This is a genomic window from Nonomuraea sp. NPDC049486, from assembly GCF_040676925.1.
Taxonomy (GTDB): domain Bacteria; phylum Actinomycetota; class Actinomycetes; order Streptosporangiales; family Streptosporangiaceae; genus Nonomuraea; species Nonomuraea ferruginea.
This window is the reverse complement of sequence record NZ_JBFAPV010000010.1, coordinates 130,917-148,802: the sequence shown is the minus strand read 5'-3', so window position 1 is coordinate 148,802 and position 17,886 is coordinate 130,917. Positions and strand designations below refer to the sequence as shown.

Genomic DNA, 17,886 nt, shown 5'->3' with positions numbered 1-17,886 from the left:
ATTGGATGCCCATCAAACTGACGCACTGTTGGATCGTTGTCAAACAATAAAACCCGGTATCTTGGGGAGCATGCGCGCCCTGCCCCATCCGGCCACCGATGACATCGAGCTCACCGAGGTGCTGCGAGCGCTGTCCGACCCCGTACGCCTGGAGGCCGTCGCCCGCCTGGCCGCGGAGGGCGAGATGACCTGCGGCGACGTGGGCCGCAACCTGGGCGTGCACAAGTCCACCGCCTCCCACCACTTCCGCGCGCTGCGCGAGGCCGGCGTGGTCATGACCAAGCAGGACGGCAGGCAGAAGCTCATGAGCCTGCGCCGCGACGACCTCGACGCCCGCTTCCCCGGCCTGCTCGACTCGGTGCTCTCCGCCGCCCATGCCACCGTCTGACACGTTGCCGATTCGGCGTGTGCTGCCGGACCTGCTCGCCGCGCTGGACGCGCACGGCAGTGCCGTGCTGACCGCTCCTCCCGGTACGGGCAAGACGACGGTCGTGCCGCTCGCCCTGGCGGAGGCGGGCATGCGGGTGGTGGTGGCCGAGCCCAGGCGGCTGGCGGTGCGCGCGGCGGCCCGGCGGATGGGCGTCAGCTACGCGATCCGGGGCGAGCGCCACACCGGCGCCAACCCGATGGTGGAGGTCGTCACCACCGGCGTGCTGCTGCAACGGCTCCAGCGGGACCAGGAGTTGGCGGGGGTGGACGCCGTCATGCTGGACGAATGCCACGAACGCTACCTGGACGCCGACACGGCGCTGGCGTTCCTGCTGGACGTCCGCGAGACGCTCCGGCCCGGCCTGCGGCTGATCGCCGCCTCCGCCACCGCCGACGCCGCCCCCTGGGCCCGGCTGCTCGGCGGGCCGGTGGTGGCGGCGTCCGCCGTCACGCACCCGGTCGACGTCGTGTGGGCGCCGCCGCCGCGCCCGGTCGCCCCGCCACACGGACTGCGCGTCGACCCCGCCCTGCTGTCGCACGTCGCCGGGGTCGTCCGGCGGGCGCTCGCCGAACGGGACGGCGACGTGCTCTGCTTCCTGCCCGGCGTCGGCGAGATCGCCCGGGTGGCGGCGATGCTCGACGGCGTCGAGGTGCTCCAGGTGCACGGTCAGGCGCCGGCCCGGGTCCAGGACGCGGTGCTCTCCCCCGGCGCGTCCCGGCGCGTGGTGCTGGCCACCTCGGTCGCCGAGTCCAGCCTGACCGTGCCCGGCGTGCGGGTCGTGGTCGACTCCGGTCTGGCCCGCGAGCCGCGCACCGACCACGCCCGCGGTCTCGGCTCCCTCACCACGGTGCGGGTCTCCAGGTCCTCGGCCGGCCAGCGCGCGGGCCGCGCCGGGCGTGAGGCGCCCGGCGCCGTCTACCGCTGCTGGTCCGCCGCCGACCACGACCGCCTGCCCGACCAGCCGAGCCCGGAGATCGCCCTCGCCGACCTGACGTCGTTCGCCCTCCAGGCGGCCTGCTGGGGCTCCCCCGACGGCTCCGGCCTGGCCCTTCTCGACCCACCCCCACCCGCCGCCCTCGCCGCCGCACTCACCACCCTGCACACCCTGGGCGCCGTCCAATCCACCCCGGCCCGTACAACCACCCCAACCGGGGGAAACAACGCACCTCAAAGGGACGCGTGGGCGCAGAAAACCGCCACCCAGAGAGACAACGCGCCGCAAAGGGACGCGACGCGGGCGACGCCCTCTGTCCCCCAGGGAGACGACGCGCCTCCAACGGACGCGTCGACGCAGAGGACCTCCCCCGCCACCCAGGATGACAACGCGCCTCGAACGGACACGCCGGCACAAGGAACCGCCCAGAGAGACAGCACATCTCGAAGGAACGCGGCGCAGGCGACGTCCCCCGTCCACCAGGGAGACGGCGCGCCTGGAAAGGACGTGGCGCAGAGGACCTCCCCCGGTGGGGCGGTCATGTCCGTACGGGTGACCGAGCGGGGGCGGCGGATGGCGTTGGCGGGGGTGCATCCCCGGCTGGCACGGGCTCTGCTCGACGTGGGTCCCGAGGCCGCCGAGGTGATCGCTCTGTTGTCGGAGCAGCTTCCGCGCGACGCGGGCGACGATCTGGTGGAGGTCTGGCGTGCGGCCCGTCGTGGGCGTGACGCCTTCACCGCCCGCTGGCGCGCCGAGACGCGGCGCCTCTCCCGTACTGCGGGCCACCGGACCCGGGAAAGGGACGCCACCCCTGACCGGTCCTCTCCGGACGGCAGGGGAAGGGGCCGCACGGAGGAACGGACGGTCACAGAACCCACCAAGAACGACGCGCCCGCCCCGAGAACTCAGGACGAGGTGGCCGGGCTGGCCGTGGCGCTGGCGTTTCCCGAGAGGGTGGCGCGGCGGCGAGGGGGCGGGTACCTCATGGCGTCCGGCACGGAAGCCCAGCTCGCGGAGGGCTCAAAACTGGCGTCGGCGCAGTGGCTGGCCGTCGCGGTGGCCGACCGCCCGACCGGGTCGGCGTCGGCGAGGATCCGCCAGGCAGTGGTGATCGACGAGGAGATCGCCAGGCAGGCGTACCCGGTGACGGTCGAAGAAGAGGTCGCCTGGAAAGCGCCGCCCGGGTCGAAACGGGGTGACGTGACGGCGCGGCTGGTCGAGCGGCTGGGCGCCGTCGAGCTGTCCGCCACGCCGCTGCCGGATGCCGACGTGCGCGACGCGCTCCTGTACGGGCTCCGTACCGAAGAGGTGCTGACCTGGACGAAGGAGGCACGTGCGGTCAGGGGCCGGCTGGCGTTCTGCCACCGCGCGGCGGGCGAGCCGTGGCTTGACGTGAGCGATTTGGTCGCCCTGGCCGACCGGTGGCTGGAGCCTGAGCTGTCCCGCGCCCGCCGCCGCGCCGACCTGGAGCGGATCGACGTGGCCGCGGCGCTGCGCCGCCTGGTGCCGTGGAGCGAGCGGCTGGAGGCGGTGGCGCCGGAGCGGGTCGAGGTGCCCACCGGTTCGCGGGTCAGGATCGACTACTCGGGCGAGCAGCCGGTGCTGGCGGTGAAGCTGCAGGAGTTGTTCGGCTGGCAGGAGGCGCCCCGGATCGCGGGCGTGCCGCTGCTGATCCACCTGCTCTCGCCCGCGGGCCGCCCGGTGGCGGTCACGGCGGACCTGGCGTCGTTCTGGCGTGACGCCTACCGGTCCGTACGCGCCGAGATGCGCGGCCGCTACCCGAAGCATCCCTGGCCGGAGGACCCCCTGACGGCCACCCCCACAAGGAGGACCCGATGACCGCCACGCAGGGCGCCAGATGATCGAGGAGGCGGCGCTCAACAACGCCGCCTGGTGCGACGCCCTGTGTCGCGCGCACGGCCTCCCCGGCGCCTTCACGCCACGGGCCTGGACGAATCCGCGCCGCACCCCGCCCTACTATCCCGACGCCGTCACCCTGTCCCCGGAGGCGACGGACGCCGACATCCTCCCCTTCATCGACGACACCCCCGGCGCCTCCGTCAAGGACAGCTTCGCCGCCCTCACCCTGCCCGGCTTCGAGCTGCTCTTCGAAGCCACCTGGCTCCACGCTGGGCCGGATGCTCGTCAGGGAACCGCACACGACAACCGATGGCGCGTGGTGCGGGACGCGGAGACGCTGCGCGCCTGGGAGGAGGCGTGGGGCGGCCAAGGCGGCCTGTTCACCGCCGCCCTGCTCGGCGACCCGTCCGTCAAGCTCCTGTGGGCGGAGGAAGGGACGGCGTCCGGGTTCGTGCTCAACGAGACGCCGGGCGGCAGGACCGTGGGCGTGTCCAACGTGTTCGGCGACGACGCCTGGCCGCACGTCAGGACCCAGGCCGCCGCGCTCTTCCCCGGCCGCGACCTGGTCGGCTACGAGATCGACCCGGCACCGGCCGCCGAGCACGGCTTCACCCCGCTCGGCCCACTGCGGGTGTGGCTGAAAAACTAGAGGGGCACCCACGGCGTAGGGGAAACCCCCGCCTGCGAGCCACCGGGGGAAGGTTCGCCACCACACCTGCGCGGCGTGGGGAACCCTGGTTCATCCCGCCGAAACTCGGGAGATTCGCCACCACGCCTGCGGCGTAGGGAAACCCGCCGAGCCAGGTTCACGAACCCGCGGGAAGGTTCGCCACCACCTCGTCGAAGGTCGTCGCCTCGGCGATCTCCGCCGACCCAACGCCGACGTCCTTGAACCCGCTGGACGTGCCCACGCACACCACCGGCCCGTCGAACGCGGCACCCAGCTTCCGGTAGCCCGCCAGTCCGGCCGCGCCGGACAGCTCCTGCCAGAGCCCTTCCCGCCCGAGGTCGCGCTGGGCCGCGCGCAGTTCCTCGTCGGTGACCAGGACCGTGCCGCCGCCGCTGTCGGTGACCGCGCGCACGCCCCGGTGACCGCCGGCGGGGCAGGCGATCCCGTACGCGTCCGTCGGACCGACCTCGACGATCGCGGCCGGGGCGCCGGTGGCGACGGCCCGCGCGTGCGGGCCTCCGGCGGCGGGCTCGCAGGAGAACATCCGGGGCGCGGTCCCCGCGACCCCGAGCCGTCGCAGCTCGGCGAAGCCCTTCCACACCCCGTACAGCAGCTCGGCGTAACCGGTCGGCGCGAAGACCGCCGCGGGTGCCCGGCCGAGCTGGACGAAGAGCTCGTACGCGATCGTCTTGTAGCCCTCGGGCCCGTACGGGTGGCCGGTGTGGGTGACGGTCTGGTTGCTGACCGGATGGTAGCCGAGCCGGTCCACGATCTCCGTCATCAGCGGCCAGCGCCGCTCGACCGGCACGCTGAACACCGCCGCCCCGTACGCGCGGACGAAGGACTGCACGGCGGGCGGCGAGCCGGCGGAGGCGAGCACGATCGCGGGCAGCCCGGCGCGGGCGGCGTAGGCGGCGGCCGAGGCGCCGTGGTTGCCGGAGGAGGCGACGACGACGCCGGGCGCGCCTTCGGCGAGCGCGGCGCTGACGGTGACGCGGTTCAGCCGGTCCTTGTGCGACCAGGTCGGGTTGCGTGACTCGTCCTTGACGAGCACGCCGCACGCCTCCAGCAGCGGGGTGCCGCCCTCGCCGAGCGTGGGCGCGGACAGCGGCGGCAGCAGCGGCGCCCACCGCGCGATGTCGGGGCCGGGCGGCTGGTCGAACAGGCCGGCGGGCACCCGGTCGTAGGCGTAGTCGACCTCGACGGGATAGGCGATCCGGCCGGTGCTGGTGCGGGGGCAGCCGCGGGTGAGCGGCGGCCGGAGCGGATAGGCGATCGCGGGGTCTCCGAGCGAGCGCTGGCCGGTGGCGAGCGAGACGTGATCCTGATGCACGCGCATGAGCTTAGTGAGATAGCATAGTGATATCACTTCGATAGCAAGGAGACGCCATGGAACGACGTGCGTTCAGGATCAACGGGTTCGTGGTGCTGCTCGTCCTGCTGGTGCTGGGCGGCGCGGTGCTGTTCGGCCTGGGGTCGCCGGTGCTGCTGATCGTGCTCGGCTCGATCTGGGGCGTGCTCGTGCTGGTGACCGCCAGCGGCTTCACGATCGTCAACCCGAACGAGGCCAAGGTCGTGCAGTTCCTCGGCCGCTACGTCGGCTCGGTGTCCGACGCCGGGTTCCAGTGGGTGCTGCCGCTCACCACCAAGCGCAAGGTCACCCTGCGGGTGCGCAACTTCGAGACGGCCAAGCTGAAGGTGAACGACGCCGACGGCAGCCCGGTCGAGATCGCCGCGGTCGTGGTCTACAAGGTGGTCGACAGCGCCAAGGCCGTGTTCTCGGTCGACGACTACGAGGAGTACGTCGCGATCCAGTCGGAGGCGGCGGTCCGCCACCTGGCGACCACGCACCCCTACGACTCCCACGACCCCGCGCGCACCAGCCTGCGCGACGGCGCCGAGGTGGCCACCGAGCTGACCGCCGAGCTGCGCGACCGCACCGACCTTGCGGGGATCGAGATCCTGGAGGCCCGCATCACCCACCTCGCCTACGCGCCCGAGATCGCCCAGGCCATGCTGGTCCGCCAGCAGGCCGGCCAGGTGGTGGCGGCGCGCACGCGGATCGTCGAGGGCGCGGTCGGCATGGTCCAGCTCGCGCTCGACCGGCTCTCCTCGGAGGGCGTGGTCGACCTCGACGAGGAGCGGCGGGCGCAGATGGTGTCCAACCTCCTGGTCGTCCTGTGCGGCGACCGGGCGACCCAGCCGGTGGTGAACGCCGGCAGCTTGTATGCCTGAGCGGAAGAAGCTCCTGCTGCGCCTCGACCCGGCCGTCTACGACGCGATCGCGAAATGGGCGGCCGACGACCTCCGCAGCGTCAACGCGCAGATCGAGTACGCGTTGCGGCTCGCGCTCAAACAGGCGGGCAGGGAGCAGAAGCCGCGAAAAGAGCCTCGCGCAGAAGAGTAGAAACCTGCACACTCTATGCATGTCGTGGGCAGGCAGGTCCGCCACGGAGATCGCGGCGGCCGTACGTCAGGGCAAGGTAGCGGCCGCGGCGGTGGCCGAGGATCATCTGCGCGCCATCGCCGAGCGCGACCCGCGGGTGGGCGCGTTCCGCGCGGTGCGCGAGCGCGCGCTCAAGGAGGCGGAGGACGTCCAGGACCGGCGCGACCTGTCGGAGCTCCCGCTGGCCGGGGTCCCCGTCGCGGTCAAGGACAACCTGGAGGTCGCCGGCGAGCCGATGCGGGCCGGCTCGGCGGCCACGTCCGCCGAGCCGAAGACGGCCGACCACGAGACGGTCGCGCGGCTGCGGGCGGCGGGCGCGGTGGTGATCGGGCTGACGAACGTGCCCGAGCTGACGCTGGTGGGGTTCGGCGACAGCGTGTACGGCACCGTACGCAATCCGTGGGACACCGCGCGCACGGCGGGCGGGTCGTCGTCCGGCAGCGCCGCGGCCGTGGCGGCGGGCATGGTGCCGCTCGCGCTCGGCAACGACGGCATGGGCTCGCTGCGCATCCCGGCGGCGTGCTGTGGCGTGCCGGCGCTCAAGCCGGGCACCGGCCTGGTCCCGGCCCCGACGGACGACTGGCGGGGACTGTCGGAGAACGGGCCGATCGCCGCGAACATCCCCGACCTGGCGCTGATGCTGTCCGTGCTGGCCGGGGACCCGTCGCTGGCCGAGGCGTGGCGGTCCGGCCGGCGCACCGAGCCGAGCCGGCCGCCGCTCCGCTCGGTGTGGGCGGACGACGAGGCGGTGTGGGAGCCGCCGCCGCCGAAGAACGGGCCGGAGCCGTTCGATCTGCGGGTGGCGTACGCGCCGCAGCCGTTACCGGTGGGGGCGCCGATGGACGGCGAGTTCCGGTCGGCGGTGCGCGGGGCCGCGGAGACGCTGCGGCAGGCCGGCCACACGGTGGTCGAGCGGACGAACCGGTTCCCCGCCTGGCTCGCCACCGCCACGATGGCCGCCTGGCTGGCCAGGGCCGCCGAGTCCGCCGCCCCGCACGACCCGCACGCGCTGGAGCGCCGCAGCCGCGCCCTGGCCAGGGCCGGGCGGGTGCTCAACCGCCTGGGCGCGAACGGCGACCGGGGCCGCGACCGGTGGCGCGGCTACGGCGCCGACCAGTGGTTCGGCGACGCCGACGTGCTCGTCACGCCCGCGCTGGCCGCGATCCCGCCGAAGGCCGAGCGGTGGGGCGAGCGCGGCTTCGTCCGCAACGCCCTGGTCAACGTCAGGTACGCGTCCGCGACCGGCGCGTGGAACATGTGCGGCTGGCCCGCGATGGCGGTGCCCGTCGCCACCCACTCCAGCGGGCTGCCGATCGCCGTGCAGCTCATCGCCCCGCCGGGCGGCGAACCCCACCTGCTCGGCCTGGCGGCCCAGCTACAGACCGCCCACCCGCCGATCCGGCCGCCGGGTTTCTCCAGCTGAGCGGCCGCCACCGGGCGGCACGCCGAAGCGGGACAGGACCTTCGTCCCGTCCGTCACGATGATCTTCACGCTGTCCTGACCGTGGGAGAGGACGAGCTCGTCGTCCCCGTCGCCGTCGAAGTCGCCCGCGGTCCGCGGCCAGGCCGGGCTCACGCCGTCGAGTGCGCCGCCGGGGCGCAGGCCGTCGGGGGCACCGCGGAAGACCAGGACCGGCTGACGCGGGCCGTACTCGTGGCCGCCGCCGAAGGCGAGGTCGTCGCGGGCGTCGCCGTCGAAGTCACCGGCGGCCATCGTGCCCGCGGTGCCGGTGAAGTTCCAGGTGCGGCCGTTCCCGTAGTAGACGGTCACCGTGTGGTGGACGGAGGGCGGCTCGGTCTCGTAGCCGGGCTCGTTGTTGCGGCTCCCGTTGTCGCCCACGGCGACGTCCCTGGTGCCGTCGCCGTCGAAGTCGCCGAACGCGGCGGACGACCCGTCGTTGAGCTTGTGTCCCGCCTTGTCCAGGCCGCCGGGCCCGGCGCGGAGCAGCCAGGAGGCGGTCTGCTCGCCGTCGTCGGGCTCGTGCACGATCAGCCCTGTCGCGCGCCGGCCCTCGATCCTGTCGACGGTCAGCCGCCGGAACTCCTCGCCGGACGGCGACGCCTGGACGGTCTGACGGGCCGGTGTCCCGTCACGGCGGAAGGGACCGTACAGGACGACCAGGTCGGAGTGGAAGAAGCTGCCCTCGGGCGTGCTCGGCATCGCCAGGTCGGCGGCGCCGTCGCCGTCGAAGTCACCGGCGACGGCGGCGTCGGCCACGACGTCCGTCTCCGCCCGCAACCGAACCGGCTCCTTCCCCGGCGCGAGGCCGTGCGGCCCCCACAGGACGCACGGGCGGCTCCGGTCCTCGCCCTCCCGCGCGGTGCCGAGGATGTCGCCGAAGCCGTCGCCGTCGAAGTCGGCCGCCCAGTTGGCCTGGTCGAGCCGCATGAAGCAGGACGTCTTGGACGTGGCGCCGGTCTGCCTTCCCGGGTCCAGACCGCGCGGCGAGCCGTGGACGACCGTGCGGAACGGCAGGCCGTCGCGGGTGCGGGCCTCGACGACCAGGTCGGCGCGGCCGTCGTCGTCGACGTCGTCGGCGTCCCGGCCCCGCTTGCCGGCCCGGGGCTTGACGCTCGGGAGCGCGGTGGGGGTCGAGGCCGCGGAGGTGGAAGCCGCGGGGGTGGAGGGCACGGTGGCCGACGGGACCGGCGTGCGGGACACGGGGCGGGGTTCGCCGCCGCATCCCGCGAGCAGGAGGCCCAGCGCCAGCCAGATCGTCATCCGTCTCGGCACGGCACAGACCCTAGTCCTCTCAGACCCCCATCGGGTGCCAGACCGTCTTGGTCTCCAGGAACGCGGTCATGCGTCCCAGGCCAGGGTCGCCGGACCAGTCGTCGCCGGCCGGGCCGAGCACCCGCTTGAGGTTCTCGGCCGCGTCCTGCTCGCACCGCAGCGCCAGGTCGGCGTCGGTCACCCCGGTCAGGTCGAGGGCGTTGACGTCCATGTGCGCGGCCAGCCAGGGGGCCAGCTCCGCCTGGTGACCGGTGAGGATGTTGACCACCCCGCCCGGCAGGTCGGACGTGGCCAGGACCTCGGCCAGAGTGATCGCCGGGAGCGGGGTCCGCTCGGCGGCGACCACCACGCACGTGTTGCCGGTGACGATCACCGGGGCCACCACCGAGACCAGCCCGAGCAGCGGGTCGGCGGGCGCCACCACGGCGACCACCCCGGTGGGCTCGGGCGTGGACAGGTTGAAGTACGGACCCGCCACCGGGTTGGCGGTGCCGTGCACGGACGTGATCTTGTCGGACCAGCCCGCGTACCAGACCAGCCGGTCGATCGCCGCGTCCACCGACTCCAGCGCGGCCTTCTTGCCCAGGCCGAGCTCGTCGGCGAACTGGGCGCGACGGCCCTCCAGCATCTCGGCGATCCGGTAGAGGATCTGGCCGCGGTTGTAGGCGGTCGCGCCGGACCAGCCGGGGAACGCCTTGCGGGCGGCCGACACCGCGTCGCGCGCGTCCTTGCGCGAGGCCCTGGACGCGTTGGCGAGGAAGTCACCCTTCGGCGAGGTCACGGGATAGGACCTCCCACTCTCCGAGCGCGGGAACGCCCCGCCGATGAACAGCTTGTAGGTCTTCCTGACGGCCAGCCTACTCATCGCCGCGTCCCCTCCACGTGATCTCCTGGGCTGTCTCGACCGGCACGAACACCTGGCCGCACCGGCTCACGCCGCAGCGGTGGGCGTACCAGCCGGTGCGGACGGGACGGCCGGAACGGGCGAAGGCGTGGCCGCGGGTGGCCTGGGCGCGCGTCCGGCGCCGACGGCCGCGGCGGTGGTCACACGTCAAGGTAGGCCTCCAGACCGCGGAGCCCGCCCTCGCGCCCGTACCCCGACTCCTTGTAGCCGCCGAACGGCGAGGCCGGGTCGAACCGGTTGAACGTGTTGGCCCACACCACGCCGGCCCTGAGCTTGTCGGCCATCCAGAGGATGCGCGAGCCCTTCTCCGTCCAGATGCCCGCCGACAGGCCGTACGGGGTGTTGTTGGCCTTCTCGACGGCCTCGGCGGGGGTGCGGAAGGTGAGGATCGACAGCACCGGGCCGAAGATCTCCTCCCGGGCGATCCGGTGGGACTGCGCCACCCCGGTGAACAGGGTGGGCGGGAACCAGTAGCCGCGCCCGGGCAGCTCGCAGGCGGGCGACCAGCGCTCGGCGCCCTCCGACTCGCCGGCCTCCGAGAGCTGCCGGATCTTGGCGAGCTGCTCGGCCGAGTTGATCGCGCCGATGTCGGTGTTCTTGTCGAGCGGATCGCCCAGCCGCAGCGTGGCCAGCCTGCGTTTGAGCGCCGCCAGCAGCTCCTCCTGGATCGACTCCTGCACCAGCAGCCGCGAGCCCGCGCAGCACACGTGGCCCTGGTTGAAGAAGATGCCGTTGACGATGCCCTCGACCGCCTGGTCGAGCGCGGCGTCCTCGAACACGATGTTGGCGGCCTTGCCGCCCAGCTCCAGCGTGAGCTTCTTGCCGGAGCCTGCGACCGTGCGGGCGATGAGGCGGCCGACGTCGGTGGAGCCGGTGAAGGCCACCTTGTTCACGTCGGGGTGCGCGACCACGGCCGCGCCGGTCTCGCCCGCGCCGGTGACGATGTTGACCACGCCCGGCGGCAGCTCGGCCTGCTGGCAGATCTCCGCGATCAGCAGCGCGGTCAGCGGCGTGGTCTCGGCGGGCTTGAGCACCACCGTGTTGCCGCACGCCAGCGCGGGCGCGATCTTCCAGGCGAGCATGAGCAGCGGGAAGTTCCACGGGATGACCTGGCCGGCCACGCCCAGCGGCCGCGGGTCGGGCCCGAACCCGGCGTGGGAGAGCTTGTCGGCCCACCCCGCGTAGTAGAAGAAGTGGGCGGCGACCAGCGGAACGTCGACGTCGCGCGACTCGCGGATCGGCTTGCCGTTGTCGAGCGACTCCAGCACGGCCAGCTCCCTGGCACGCTCCTGGATGATGCGGGCGATCCTGAACAGATACTTGGCCCGCTCGCTGCCGGGCAGCCCGCTCCAGGCGTCGAACGCCTTGCGCGCGGCCTGGACGGCGCGGTCGACGTCGTCGGAGGACGCGGTGGCGACCTCGGCGAGCGTCTCCTCGGTGGCGGGGTTGACGGTCTTGAACGACGGCCCGGAGCCGTCGGTGAACTCGCCGCCGATGAACAGGCCGTAGGACGGCTTGATGTCGACGACGTCGCGTGACTCGGGCGCGGGGGCGTACTCGAACATCGACATCGCCATCAGTCCAGAGTGAAGTAGTCGGGGCCCGCGTAGCGGCCGGTGGCGAGCTTCTGACGCTGCATCAGCAGGTCGTTCAGCAGGGATGACGCGCCCAGGCGGAACCAGTCGGGGCTCAGCCAGTCGTCGCCGGCGGTCTCGTTGACCAGGACGAGGTTCTTGATCGCGTCCTTGGTGGTGCGGATGCCGCCGGCGGGCTTGACGCCGACCTGCCGCCCGGTGGCGTCGCGGAAGTCGCGCACCGCCTCCAGCATGATCAGCGTGACGGGGAGCGTCGCCGCAGGGGACACCTTGCCGGTGGACGTCTTGATGAAGTCGCCCCCGGCCAGCATCGCGAGCCAGGAGGCGCGGCGCACGTTGTCGTAGGTCGCCAGCTCGCCCGTCTCCAGGATCACCTTCAGGTGGGCGTCGCCGCAGGCGGCCTTCACCGCGGCGATCTCCTCGTACACCTTCAGGTGGTCGCCGGCGAGGAACGCGCCGCGGTCGATCACCATGTCGATCTCGTCGGCGCCGGCGGCGACGGCGAGCTTCGTCTCGCTCACCTTCACCTCCAGCGAGGAGCGGCCGCTGGGGAACGCGGTGGCCACCGAGGCCACCTTCACCCCCGAGCCGGCCAGCGCCCCGGCGGCGACGTGCACCAGGTCGGGGTAGACGCAGACGGCGGCCACCCGGGGCGCCCCCTCGCCGGGGTGTCGAGCCTTGGCGCAGAGCGCGCGCACCTTGCCCGGGGTGTCGGCGCCTTCGAGGGTGGTGAGGTCCACCATGGAGATCGCCAGGTCGATGGCCTGGGCCTTGGCCGTGGTCTTGATGGAACGGGTGCCGAGCATCGCCGCCCGCTGGTCAGCGCCGACCCGGTCGACGCCGGGCAGGCCGTGCAGGAATGCTCGCAGGGTGGCCCCGGAAGAGGCGACGTCCGCGAGCGAGGTCGTCACAATTGACACCCTCACAGCATCGCCGACCGGTGTCCCTACGTCCAAACCGGAGTTGAGGCGTGCCCTAGGTATACGCGGGCGGCCGGAGATAAGGCATCCACCCGATGTGCGGGGGCGGGCCTTAGGACGAATCTTGAAGGTGTCGAGAAGAAGCGCCTTCAAGGAGTACGAGTGATGAGTCCCGAGATCGAGTACCAGCTGATGAAGAGCCACGCGAACGAGCTGCACGAGGCCGCGGCCCGCCACCGCCGGGTGCGCGAGGCGACGAAGGGGAACAAGGCCGAGCGCCGCTCGGTCTTCGGCAAGCGCCGTTCGTCATGACCATCGCACGAGAGCCCGGCCGCACCCTCCCTCGCGGCCGGGCCTCTCAACCCCCTTAATTGCGTCGATTGCATCGGATATGGCGTGACATGCTGGATGACATGCTTGGACGCTCGGTGAGCCCTGTTTTCGTCGGGCGGCAGGAGCAGCTGACCGCCCTGGCCGACGCCTTCGCCGAGGCCGGAGCGGGCAACGCCACAGCGGTGCTGCTCGGCGGCGAGGCCGGGGTCGGCAAGACCAGGCTCGTCCAGTGCTTCGCCGAGCAGGTGGCCCGCGACGGCGCGCGGGTGCTGGGCGGCGGCTGCGTGGAGCTGTCCACCGAGGGCCTGGCGTACGCGCCCTTCACCGCCGTGCTCAGGCAGCTCGTCCGGGAGCACGGCACCGGCGGGATCGCCGCCCTGCTTCCCGACGGCGCCGAACGCGACCTGGCGCGGCTGCTCCCCGAGTTCGGCGAGCCGAGCGGCGACGGCGAGACCGAGACCGGCCGGGCCAGACTGTTCGAGCAGATCCTCACGCTGCTGGAACGACTCGCCGACGACACCCCCACCGTCCTGATCGTCGAGGACATCCACTGGGCCGACCGGTCCAGCCGCGACCTGATCGCCTTCCTCAGCCGCAACCTGCGGGTCCCGCAGGTGCTGCTGGTCATGACGTACCGCTCCGACGACCTGCACCGCCAGCATCCGCTCCGGCCCGTGCTGGCCGAGCTGGGCCGGGTCAACGGCGTGCTCAGGCTCGACCTGCCCCGGCTGTCGCGCGAGGAGGTCGCCCAGCAGATGGCCGGCATCCTCGGCAGCGCCCCCGACTACACCGACGTGGAGAAGGTCTACGAGCGCAGCGAGGGCATCCCGCTGTTCGTCGAGGCCATGCTGGAGAGCGGCGAGGACCTCGCGTTCCCCGAGTCGATGCAGGACCTGATACTCAACGCGGTCGAGCGGCTGCCCGAGGAGACCCAGCGGGTGCTCCGCGTCGCCGCCGCCGGCGGTACGCGCGTCGGCCACGCCCTGCTGTCGGCCGTGAGCGGCCTGTCCGAGCTGGAACTGGAGGCCGCGCTGCGGCCCGCCATCGCCGGCAACGTGCTGCAGATCTCCGACAACCGCGCCTACGTCTTCCGCCACTCGCTGATCCGCGAGGCCGTGCACGAGGAACTGCTGCCCGGCGAGCACCAGCGTCTGCACGCCCGCTACGCCGAGGAGATCTCCAAGAACCACCGGCTGGTCCCGCCCGGCCGCGCCCACGTCGAGCTGGCCCACCACTGGTACGGGGCGCGCGACGACGTGCACGCGCTGACGGCCGCCTGGAACGCCGCCAGGAAGTCGTTCAAGGCCTTCGCCTACACCGAGGCGGTGCCGCTGCTCGAACGCGTGCTCATGCTCTGGGACCGGGTGCCCGGCGCGGCGGAGCGGATCGGCGCCGACCACACCGCCGTGCTGGAGAAGGCGGCCGCCGCCGCGCAGGCGGGCGGCGAGGTGGACCGGGCCGTCAAGTTCGTCAAGGCAGCGCTGTCGGAGCTGGACGAGGCCCGCGAGCCGCACCGCGTGGCCGGGCTCATCGTCCGCTGGAGCAACCTGAAGATCGCCAAGGGCCAGATGGGCGTGGTGGACGACCTGCGCCACGCGCTCAAGCTGGTGCCGGAGCCGGGCGAGGCCAGGGCCGAGGTGCTGGTACGGATGAGCCAGCACCTCATGCTGCGCGGCGAGGCCGCCGAGGGCGAGATGTACGTGGAGGAAGGGCTGCGGCTGGCCCGGGAGCTGGGCGACCGGTGCCTGGAGGCCGACCTGCTGCTCAACCTGGCGCTCGGCCACTCGATCGCGGGGAACATCGAGGCCACGATCGCCACCAACCAGCGGGCGCTCGACCTCGGCAGGCAGGAGAACTCCGGCCGCGTCATCACCCGGGCGATCGGCAACATGATCGACTCGCTGCCCGACACCGGCCGCTGGGAAGAGGCGCTGAGGCTCTCCGACGAGGGCTGGCGGGAGGCCAAGAGGTTCGGCAGGCTGCGCGCCAGCGGCCTGTTCGTGCTCAACAACAAGGCCGAGGCGCTGGAGAACATCGGCCGCTGGGACGAGGCCGTCGAGACGGTCGAGCGGGCGCTCAGCTTCGGGCCGTCCCTGCGCACCCGTCACCACCTCCTGCGGGTGCGCGCCGACATCGCGCTCGCGCGGGGCGAGGTGGAGCTGGTGGAGAACATCCTGTCGGAGATCGGCGTGCTCAAGGAGCGCCCGGAGGACTTCGTCCAGGACATCACCAACAGCGCCCGGCTGCACATCGGCTGGCACATGCTGCGAGGCGAGCCCGGCCAGGCGCTGGCGGTGGCCGAGCGGATGCTGGCAAGGCCCGCGCAGTCCAGCAAGGCCATGCTCGGCTGGCGGCTGCTCGCCCTCCTGCGCACCGTCTGCGACGCGGCCGAGGACGTCGAGCCCGAACGGGTCCGCGCGGTGCGCGAGCAGGCCGCCGACGTGGCCGCGCACCTGTCGGTGACGAGCCCGGTCGCCGAGGCCTACCGGCTGACGTACTCGGGCGACTTCGACGCCGCGGCCGCCGCGTGGGAACGGCTCAACCGGCCGCACAACCAGGCCAGGGCCCTGCTGCGGGCGGCCACCGTGGCGGCGCGGGCGGGTGACAGGGACGGTGCCGCGGCCCGGCTGGCGACCGCGCTCCCCCGGGCCACCGCGCTGGGCGCGGCCCCGCTCGTGGCCGAGATCGAGGCGCTCTCGCGCCGCGTCGGCGGCGCCCAGCGCCCGCAGGAGCCGTCGGAGCTGCTCACCCCGCGCGAGCTGGAGGTGCTCCGCCTGGTGGCGCTGGGCCGGACGAACAGGGACATCGCCAAGGAGCTGTTCATCTCCGCCAAGACGGTCAGCGTGCACGTCTCCAACATCCTGGCGAAGCTCTGCGTCACCACCCGGGGCGAGGCGGCCGCCGCCGCGCACCGACTTTCTCTGCTTTCACGGTAGTTGTAGCCACCTCGTTACCGTTAGTCAGCTTCGTATGTGGTTGGGTAGTCATCTGACTTGATCACGAGGTGAAGTGGAGCGAGGCTTGTCAAGGTTCGGCTGGTGTCACCCGGCGTTCGCGCCCGTGATGGGCACGATGGTCGCGATGCTGTGTCACGTCGCGGGACTCGTCGGCGCGCTGCTGAAGTCGGTGGGCGCCACCACGGTCCCGGCGGCGGCGGAGCTGGTGGTCACGCTCATCATCGCGGTGTTCCTGACCACCGTGCTCCGCATCGCCAGGGTCGTGCCGGACATCCGCCGGGAGAGCGCCGCGACCGCCCGCGCGGTCACCTCCGTGCAGGCGGTCCATCCGGGCGACGACACCCTCGTGGCGCGGCGGCTCAAGCTGTTCAGGGAGGCCGCCGAGGCGGGGAACGACGCCGAGGCGGTGCTCGGCGCCCGCTCCGCGCTCGACGAGAGCGAGATGGCCAACAAGCACCACCTCGACCACGCGCTGATCTGGGCGCTGCCGGTGTTCGGGTTCATCGGCACCGCGCTGACCATGGCCGCCATGGTCACCGCGTTCGGCGACGCGCTCGACCGCCAGGGCGACGCCGCCGCCCTGATGGCCGCGCTCAAGCAGCACGTGCTGCCCGAGCTGGCGTCCGCGTTCGGCGTCACCCTGATCGCGTTGTTCCTGAGCGTGCTCGCGTTCGGCGCGATGGCGCTCGCCGAGCGGGCCGAGCGGGCGAACGTGGCCGCCGCCGACGAGTTGTTCCTGCTCCACCTGGCTCGCCTGCCCGCCAAGCGGACCGCCCCCGCGCTGAACGGGCTGGCCCAGGAGCTGGCCCAGTCCAGGGGCAGGACGGAAGAGCTGATCAAGGGCCTGGACGCGCTGCGCACCGCCGTGGAGACGCTGGCCGAGTCCGGCGGCCGCCCGCAGCGCTACACGCTGGTGAGGGAGCAGTGAGGAGGCGGCCCGCCCGGTCCTTCGCGCCACCGCTCGACCTGCGGTTCATCGACCTGTTCATGGCCATCGTGCTGGTGCTGGCGTTCATCGCGATCATGCTGACCGTGGTGGCCAGGATGCTTCCGTCGGACACCACCCCGCAGCCCCGCCAGCAGGTGGTCGCCGAGCTGAAGGAGCAGCGCGACGCCGCCGTGGTCGCGCAGCGCCGGGCCGAGGCCGAGCTGCGCGCCACGCGGGCGGCGATCGCCGAGCGGGCCACGTTCGCCCTGCCGTGGTGGCTGATCGGGTTCTGCGCCCTGCTCGGCGTGCTCGTGGTCTACCTGGAGTGGCGGATCCGGCTGTGGCGGCGGGGCGACCTGCCGCGCCTGCGCACCTGGCTGCTGGTCACCGGAGTGGTGGCCGTGGTCACCTGGGCGCTGCGCACGCGCAGCGACAGCGACGGCTACCTGCTGCTCGCCGAGATCCCCTGGTGGGCGGCCGAGGCGCTCTGCCTCGGCCTGCTGCTCGTCGCGTACGTGCTGATCTCCGACATCAGGGCCGGCCGCCGGACGCTCGGCGCGATGAGGTCACGTTAGAGGAAGGCGTCGACGAGCATCACGACACCGAAGATCGCGAAGGCGGCGGCGGCGCCGTAGCGGACGGCCTTCTCCGGAAGGTTCCTGCCCAGCATGCGGCCCACCACGATGGCCAGCGCGTCGGCGGCCACCATGCCGACCGTGGAGCCGATCCAGGTGCCGACCCAGCCGTACTGGGTGGCCAGCGTGATCGTGGCGAGCATCGTCTTGTCGCCCAGCTCGCTGAGGAAGAACGCCACCGTCACCGCGATCAGCGCGCTGCGGGTGGCCCGCTGGGCCTTGCGCGACTCCTCCTCGGTCAGCTCGTCGCCGCGCAGCGTCCAGGCGGCGAAGCCGATGAAGGCCAGGCCCGCCACGATCGAGATGGCGGTGGTGGGCAGCGCGTCGCCGATGAGCCCGCCGATGGCCACGCTGCCCAGGTGGACGACGGTGGTGGCGACCGTGATGCCGGTCAGCACCACCCATGCCTTGTAGCGGGTGGCGAACGTCATGGCCATGAGCTGGCTCTTGTCGCCGAGCTCGGCGAGGAAGATCGCGCCCAGGCTGATCCAGAAAGCTTCCACGGTCCCTCTCTCGTGCGGCCGGACCGTGGGCATCGCA

Annotated in this window: 17 protein-coding genes; 10 read left to right on the top strand and 7 right to left on the bottom strand. The window is 72.8% G+C overall.

From position 1 onward, the window contains the following. Positions 1–70 precede the first annotated feature (70 nt). From AB0K05_RS27750 to AB0K05_RS27740, 3 genes are read left to right on the top strand one after another with little or no spacing between them, the layout of a single operon-like run. Positions 71–388 carry a helix-turn-helix transcriptional regulator gene (locus tag AB0K05_RS27750; protein WP_148036564.1) on the top strand — a complete coding sequence of 106 codons (318 nt, stop codon included), beginning with the start codon at positions 71–73 and terminating at the stop codon, positions 386–388. After that, on the top strand, positions 375–3,203 hold the full coding sequence (locus AB0K05_RS27745) for an ATP-dependent helicase C-terminal domain-containing protein (protein WP_364232882.1): 2,829 nt from the start codon (positions 375–377) through the stop codon (positions 3,201–3,203). The genes AB0K05_RS27750 and AB0K05_RS27745 overlap by 14 nt, the downstream gene beginning before the upstream one ends. Positions 3,204–3,222: 19 nt before the next feature. Next, a complete protein-coding gene (locus AB0K05_RS27740; protein ID WP_271275146.1) occupies positions 3,223–3,873 on the top strand; it encodes a hypothetical protein in 651 nt (216 codons plus the stop codon). A 157-nt stretch (positions 3,874–4,030) separates the two neighbouring features. On the opposite strand, the gene AB0K05_RS27735 is transcribed toward AB0K05_RS27740, so the two are convergent. Further along, entirely contained in the window at positions 4,031–5,227 is a 1,197-nt protein-coding gene (locus tag AB0K05_RS27735; RefSeq protein WP_364232880.1) for a pyridoxal-phosphate dependent enzyme, read from the bottom strand. A 56-nt stretch (positions 5,228–5,283) separates the two neighbouring features. On the opposite strand from AB0K05_RS27735, the gene AB0K05_RS27730 reads away from it, so the two are divergent. From AB0K05_RS27730 to AB0K05_RS27720, 3 genes are read left to right on the top strand one after another with little or no spacing between them, the layout of a single operon-like run. After that, complete coding sequence (locus tag AB0K05_RS27730) at positions 5,284–6,129, top strand: SPFH domain-containing protein (protein WP_219546930.1); 846 nt, start codon at positions 5,284–5,286, stop codon at positions 6,127–6,129. Next, positions 6,122–6,301, top strand: coding sequence for a hypothetical protein (locus AB0K05_RS27725; RefSeq protein WP_148036559.1), 180 nt, complete (start codon positions 6,122–6,124; stop codon positions 6,299–6,301). Before AB0K05_RS27730 ends, AB0K05_RS27725 begins: the two co-directional genes overlap by 8 nt. 19 nt (positions 6,302–6,320) lie before the next feature. Continuing rightward, complete coding sequence (locus tag AB0K05_RS27720) at positions 6,321–7,763, top strand: amidase family protein (protein WP_364232877.1); 1,443 nt, start codon at positions 6,321–6,323, stop codon at positions 7,761–7,763. On the opposite strand, the gene AB0K05_RS27715 is transcribed toward AB0K05_RS27720, so the two are convergent. From AB0K05_RS27715 to deoC, 5 genes are read right to left on the bottom strand one after another with little or no spacing between them, the layout of a single operon-like run. Next, entirely contained in the window at positions 7,716–9,074 is a 1,359-nt protein-coding gene (locus tag AB0K05_RS27715) for a VCBS repeat-containing protein (RefSeq protein WP_271275143.1), read from the bottom strand. The genes AB0K05_RS27720 and AB0K05_RS27715 overlap by 48 nt on opposite strands. Before the next feature lie 19 nt (positions 9,075–9,093). After that, a complete protein-coding gene (locus AB0K05_RS27710) occupies positions 9,094–9,939 on the bottom strand; it encodes an aldehyde dehydrogenase family protein (protein ID WP_148036556.1) in 846 nt (281 codons plus the stop codon). Then, on the bottom strand, positions 9,932–10,129 hold the full coding sequence (locus tag AB0K05_RS27705; RefSeq protein WP_148036555.1) for a hypothetical protein: 198 nt from the start codon (positions 10,127–10,129) through the stop codon (positions 9,932–9,934). The genes AB0K05_RS27710 and AB0K05_RS27705 overlap by 8 nt, the downstream gene beginning before the upstream one ends. After that, on the bottom strand, positions 10,119–11,555 hold the full coding sequence (locus AB0K05_RS27700) for an aldehyde dehydrogenase family protein (RefSeq protein WP_246640500.1): 1,437 nt from the start codon (positions 11,553–11,555) through the stop codon (positions 10,119–10,121). Before AB0K05_RS27700 ends, AB0K05_RS27705 begins: the two co-directional genes overlap by 11 nt. Beyond that, positions 11,555–12,487: a deoxyribose-phosphate aldolase gene (gene deoC, locus AB0K05_RS27695; protein WP_261809121.1), complete on the bottom strand. Its 933-nt coding sequence runs from the start codon at positions 12,485–12,487 to the stop codon at positions 11,555–11,557. Before deoC ends, AB0K05_RS27700 begins: the two co-directional genes overlap by 1 nt. 171 nt (positions 12,488–12,658) lie before the next feature. Here deoC and AB0K05_RS27690 point away from each other — a divergent pair, with 171 nt between their 5' ends. The 4 genes from AB0K05_RS27690 to AB0K05_RS27675 all read left to right on the top strand — a co-directional run bounded on the left by AB0K05_RS27690 (position 12,659) and on the right by AB0K05_RS27675 (position 17,286). Continuing rightward, a complete protein-coding gene (locus AB0K05_RS27690) occupies positions 12,659–12,805 on the top strand; it encodes a hypothetical protein (protein ID WP_219546921.1) in 147 nt (48 codons plus the stop codon). Between the two features lie 101 nt (positions 12,806–12,906). Next, a complete protein-coding gene (locus AB0K05_RS27685) occupies positions 12,907–15,762 on the top strand; it encodes an AAA family ATPase (protein WP_271275142.1) in 2,856 nt (951 codons plus the stop codon). Positions 15,763–15,847: 85 nt separating this feature from the next. After that, positions 15,848–16,711, top strand: coding sequence for a hypothetical protein (locus tag AB0K05_RS27680; protein WP_364232871.1), 864 nt, complete (start codon positions 15,848–15,850; stop codon positions 16,709–16,711). Beyond that, entirely contained in the window at positions 16,708–17,286 is a 579-nt protein-coding gene (locus AB0K05_RS27675) for a hypothetical protein (protein WP_364232868.1), read from the top strand. Before AB0K05_RS27680 ends, AB0K05_RS27675 begins: the two co-directional genes overlap by 4 nt. Here AB0K05_RS27675 and AB0K05_RS27670 read toward each other — a convergent pair. Continuing rightward, positions 17,283–17,849, bottom strand: coding sequence for a TMEM165/GDT1 family protein (locus tag AB0K05_RS27670; RefSeq protein ID WP_271275139.1), 567 nt, complete (start codon positions 17,847–17,849; stop codon positions 17,283–17,285). The genes AB0K05_RS27675 and AB0K05_RS27670 overlap by 4 nt on opposite strands. Between the last annotated feature and the right edge of the window lie 37 nt (positions 17,850–17,886).

What these genes read in the sequence shown, in the direction of transcription:
- AB0K05_RS27750 (WP_148036564.1), top strand. Translation starts at nt 71, where the DNA reads ATGCGCGCCCTGCCCCATCCGGCCACCGATGACATCGAGCTCACCGAG.
- AB0K05_RS27745 (WP_364232882.1), top strand. Translation starts at nt 375, where the DNA reads ATGCCACCGTCTGACACGTTGCCGATTCGGCGTGTGCTGCCGGACCTG.
- AB0K05_RS27740 (WP_271275146.1), top strand. Translation starts at nt 3,223, where the DNA reads ATGATCGAGGAGGCGGCGCTCAACAACGCCGCCTGGTGCGACGCCCTG.
- AB0K05_RS27730 (WP_219546930.1), top strand. Translation starts at nt 5,284, where the DNA reads ATGGAACGACGTGCGTTCAGGATCAACGGGTTCGTGGTGCTGCTCGTC.
- AB0K05_RS27725 (WP_148036559.1), top strand. Translation starts at nt 6,122, where the DNA reads ATGCCTGAGCGGAAGAAGCTCCTGCTGCGCCTCGACCCGGCCGTCTAC.
- AB0K05_RS27720 (WP_364232877.1), top strand. Translation starts at nt 6,321, where the DNA reads ATGTCGTGGGCAGGCAGGTCCGCCACGGAGATCGCGGCGGCCGTACGT.
- AB0K05_RS27710 (WP_148036556.1), bottom strand. Translation starts at nt 9,939, where the DNA reads ATGAGTAGGCTGGCCGTCAGGAAGACCTACAAGCTGTTCATCGGCGGG.
- AB0K05_RS27700 (WP_246640500.1), bottom strand. Translation starts at nt 11,555, where the DNA reads ATGGCGATGTCGATGTTCGAGTACGCCCCCGCGCCCGAGTCACGCGAC.
- AB0K05_RS27690 (WP_219546921.1), top strand. Translation starts at nt 12,659, where the DNA reads ATGAGTCCCGAGATCGAGTACCAGCTGATGAAGAGCCACGCGAACGAG.
- AB0K05_RS27685 (WP_271275142.1), top strand. Translation starts at nt 12,907, where the DNA reads ATGCTTGGACGCTCGGTGAGCCCTGTTTTCGTCGGGCGGCAGGAGCAG.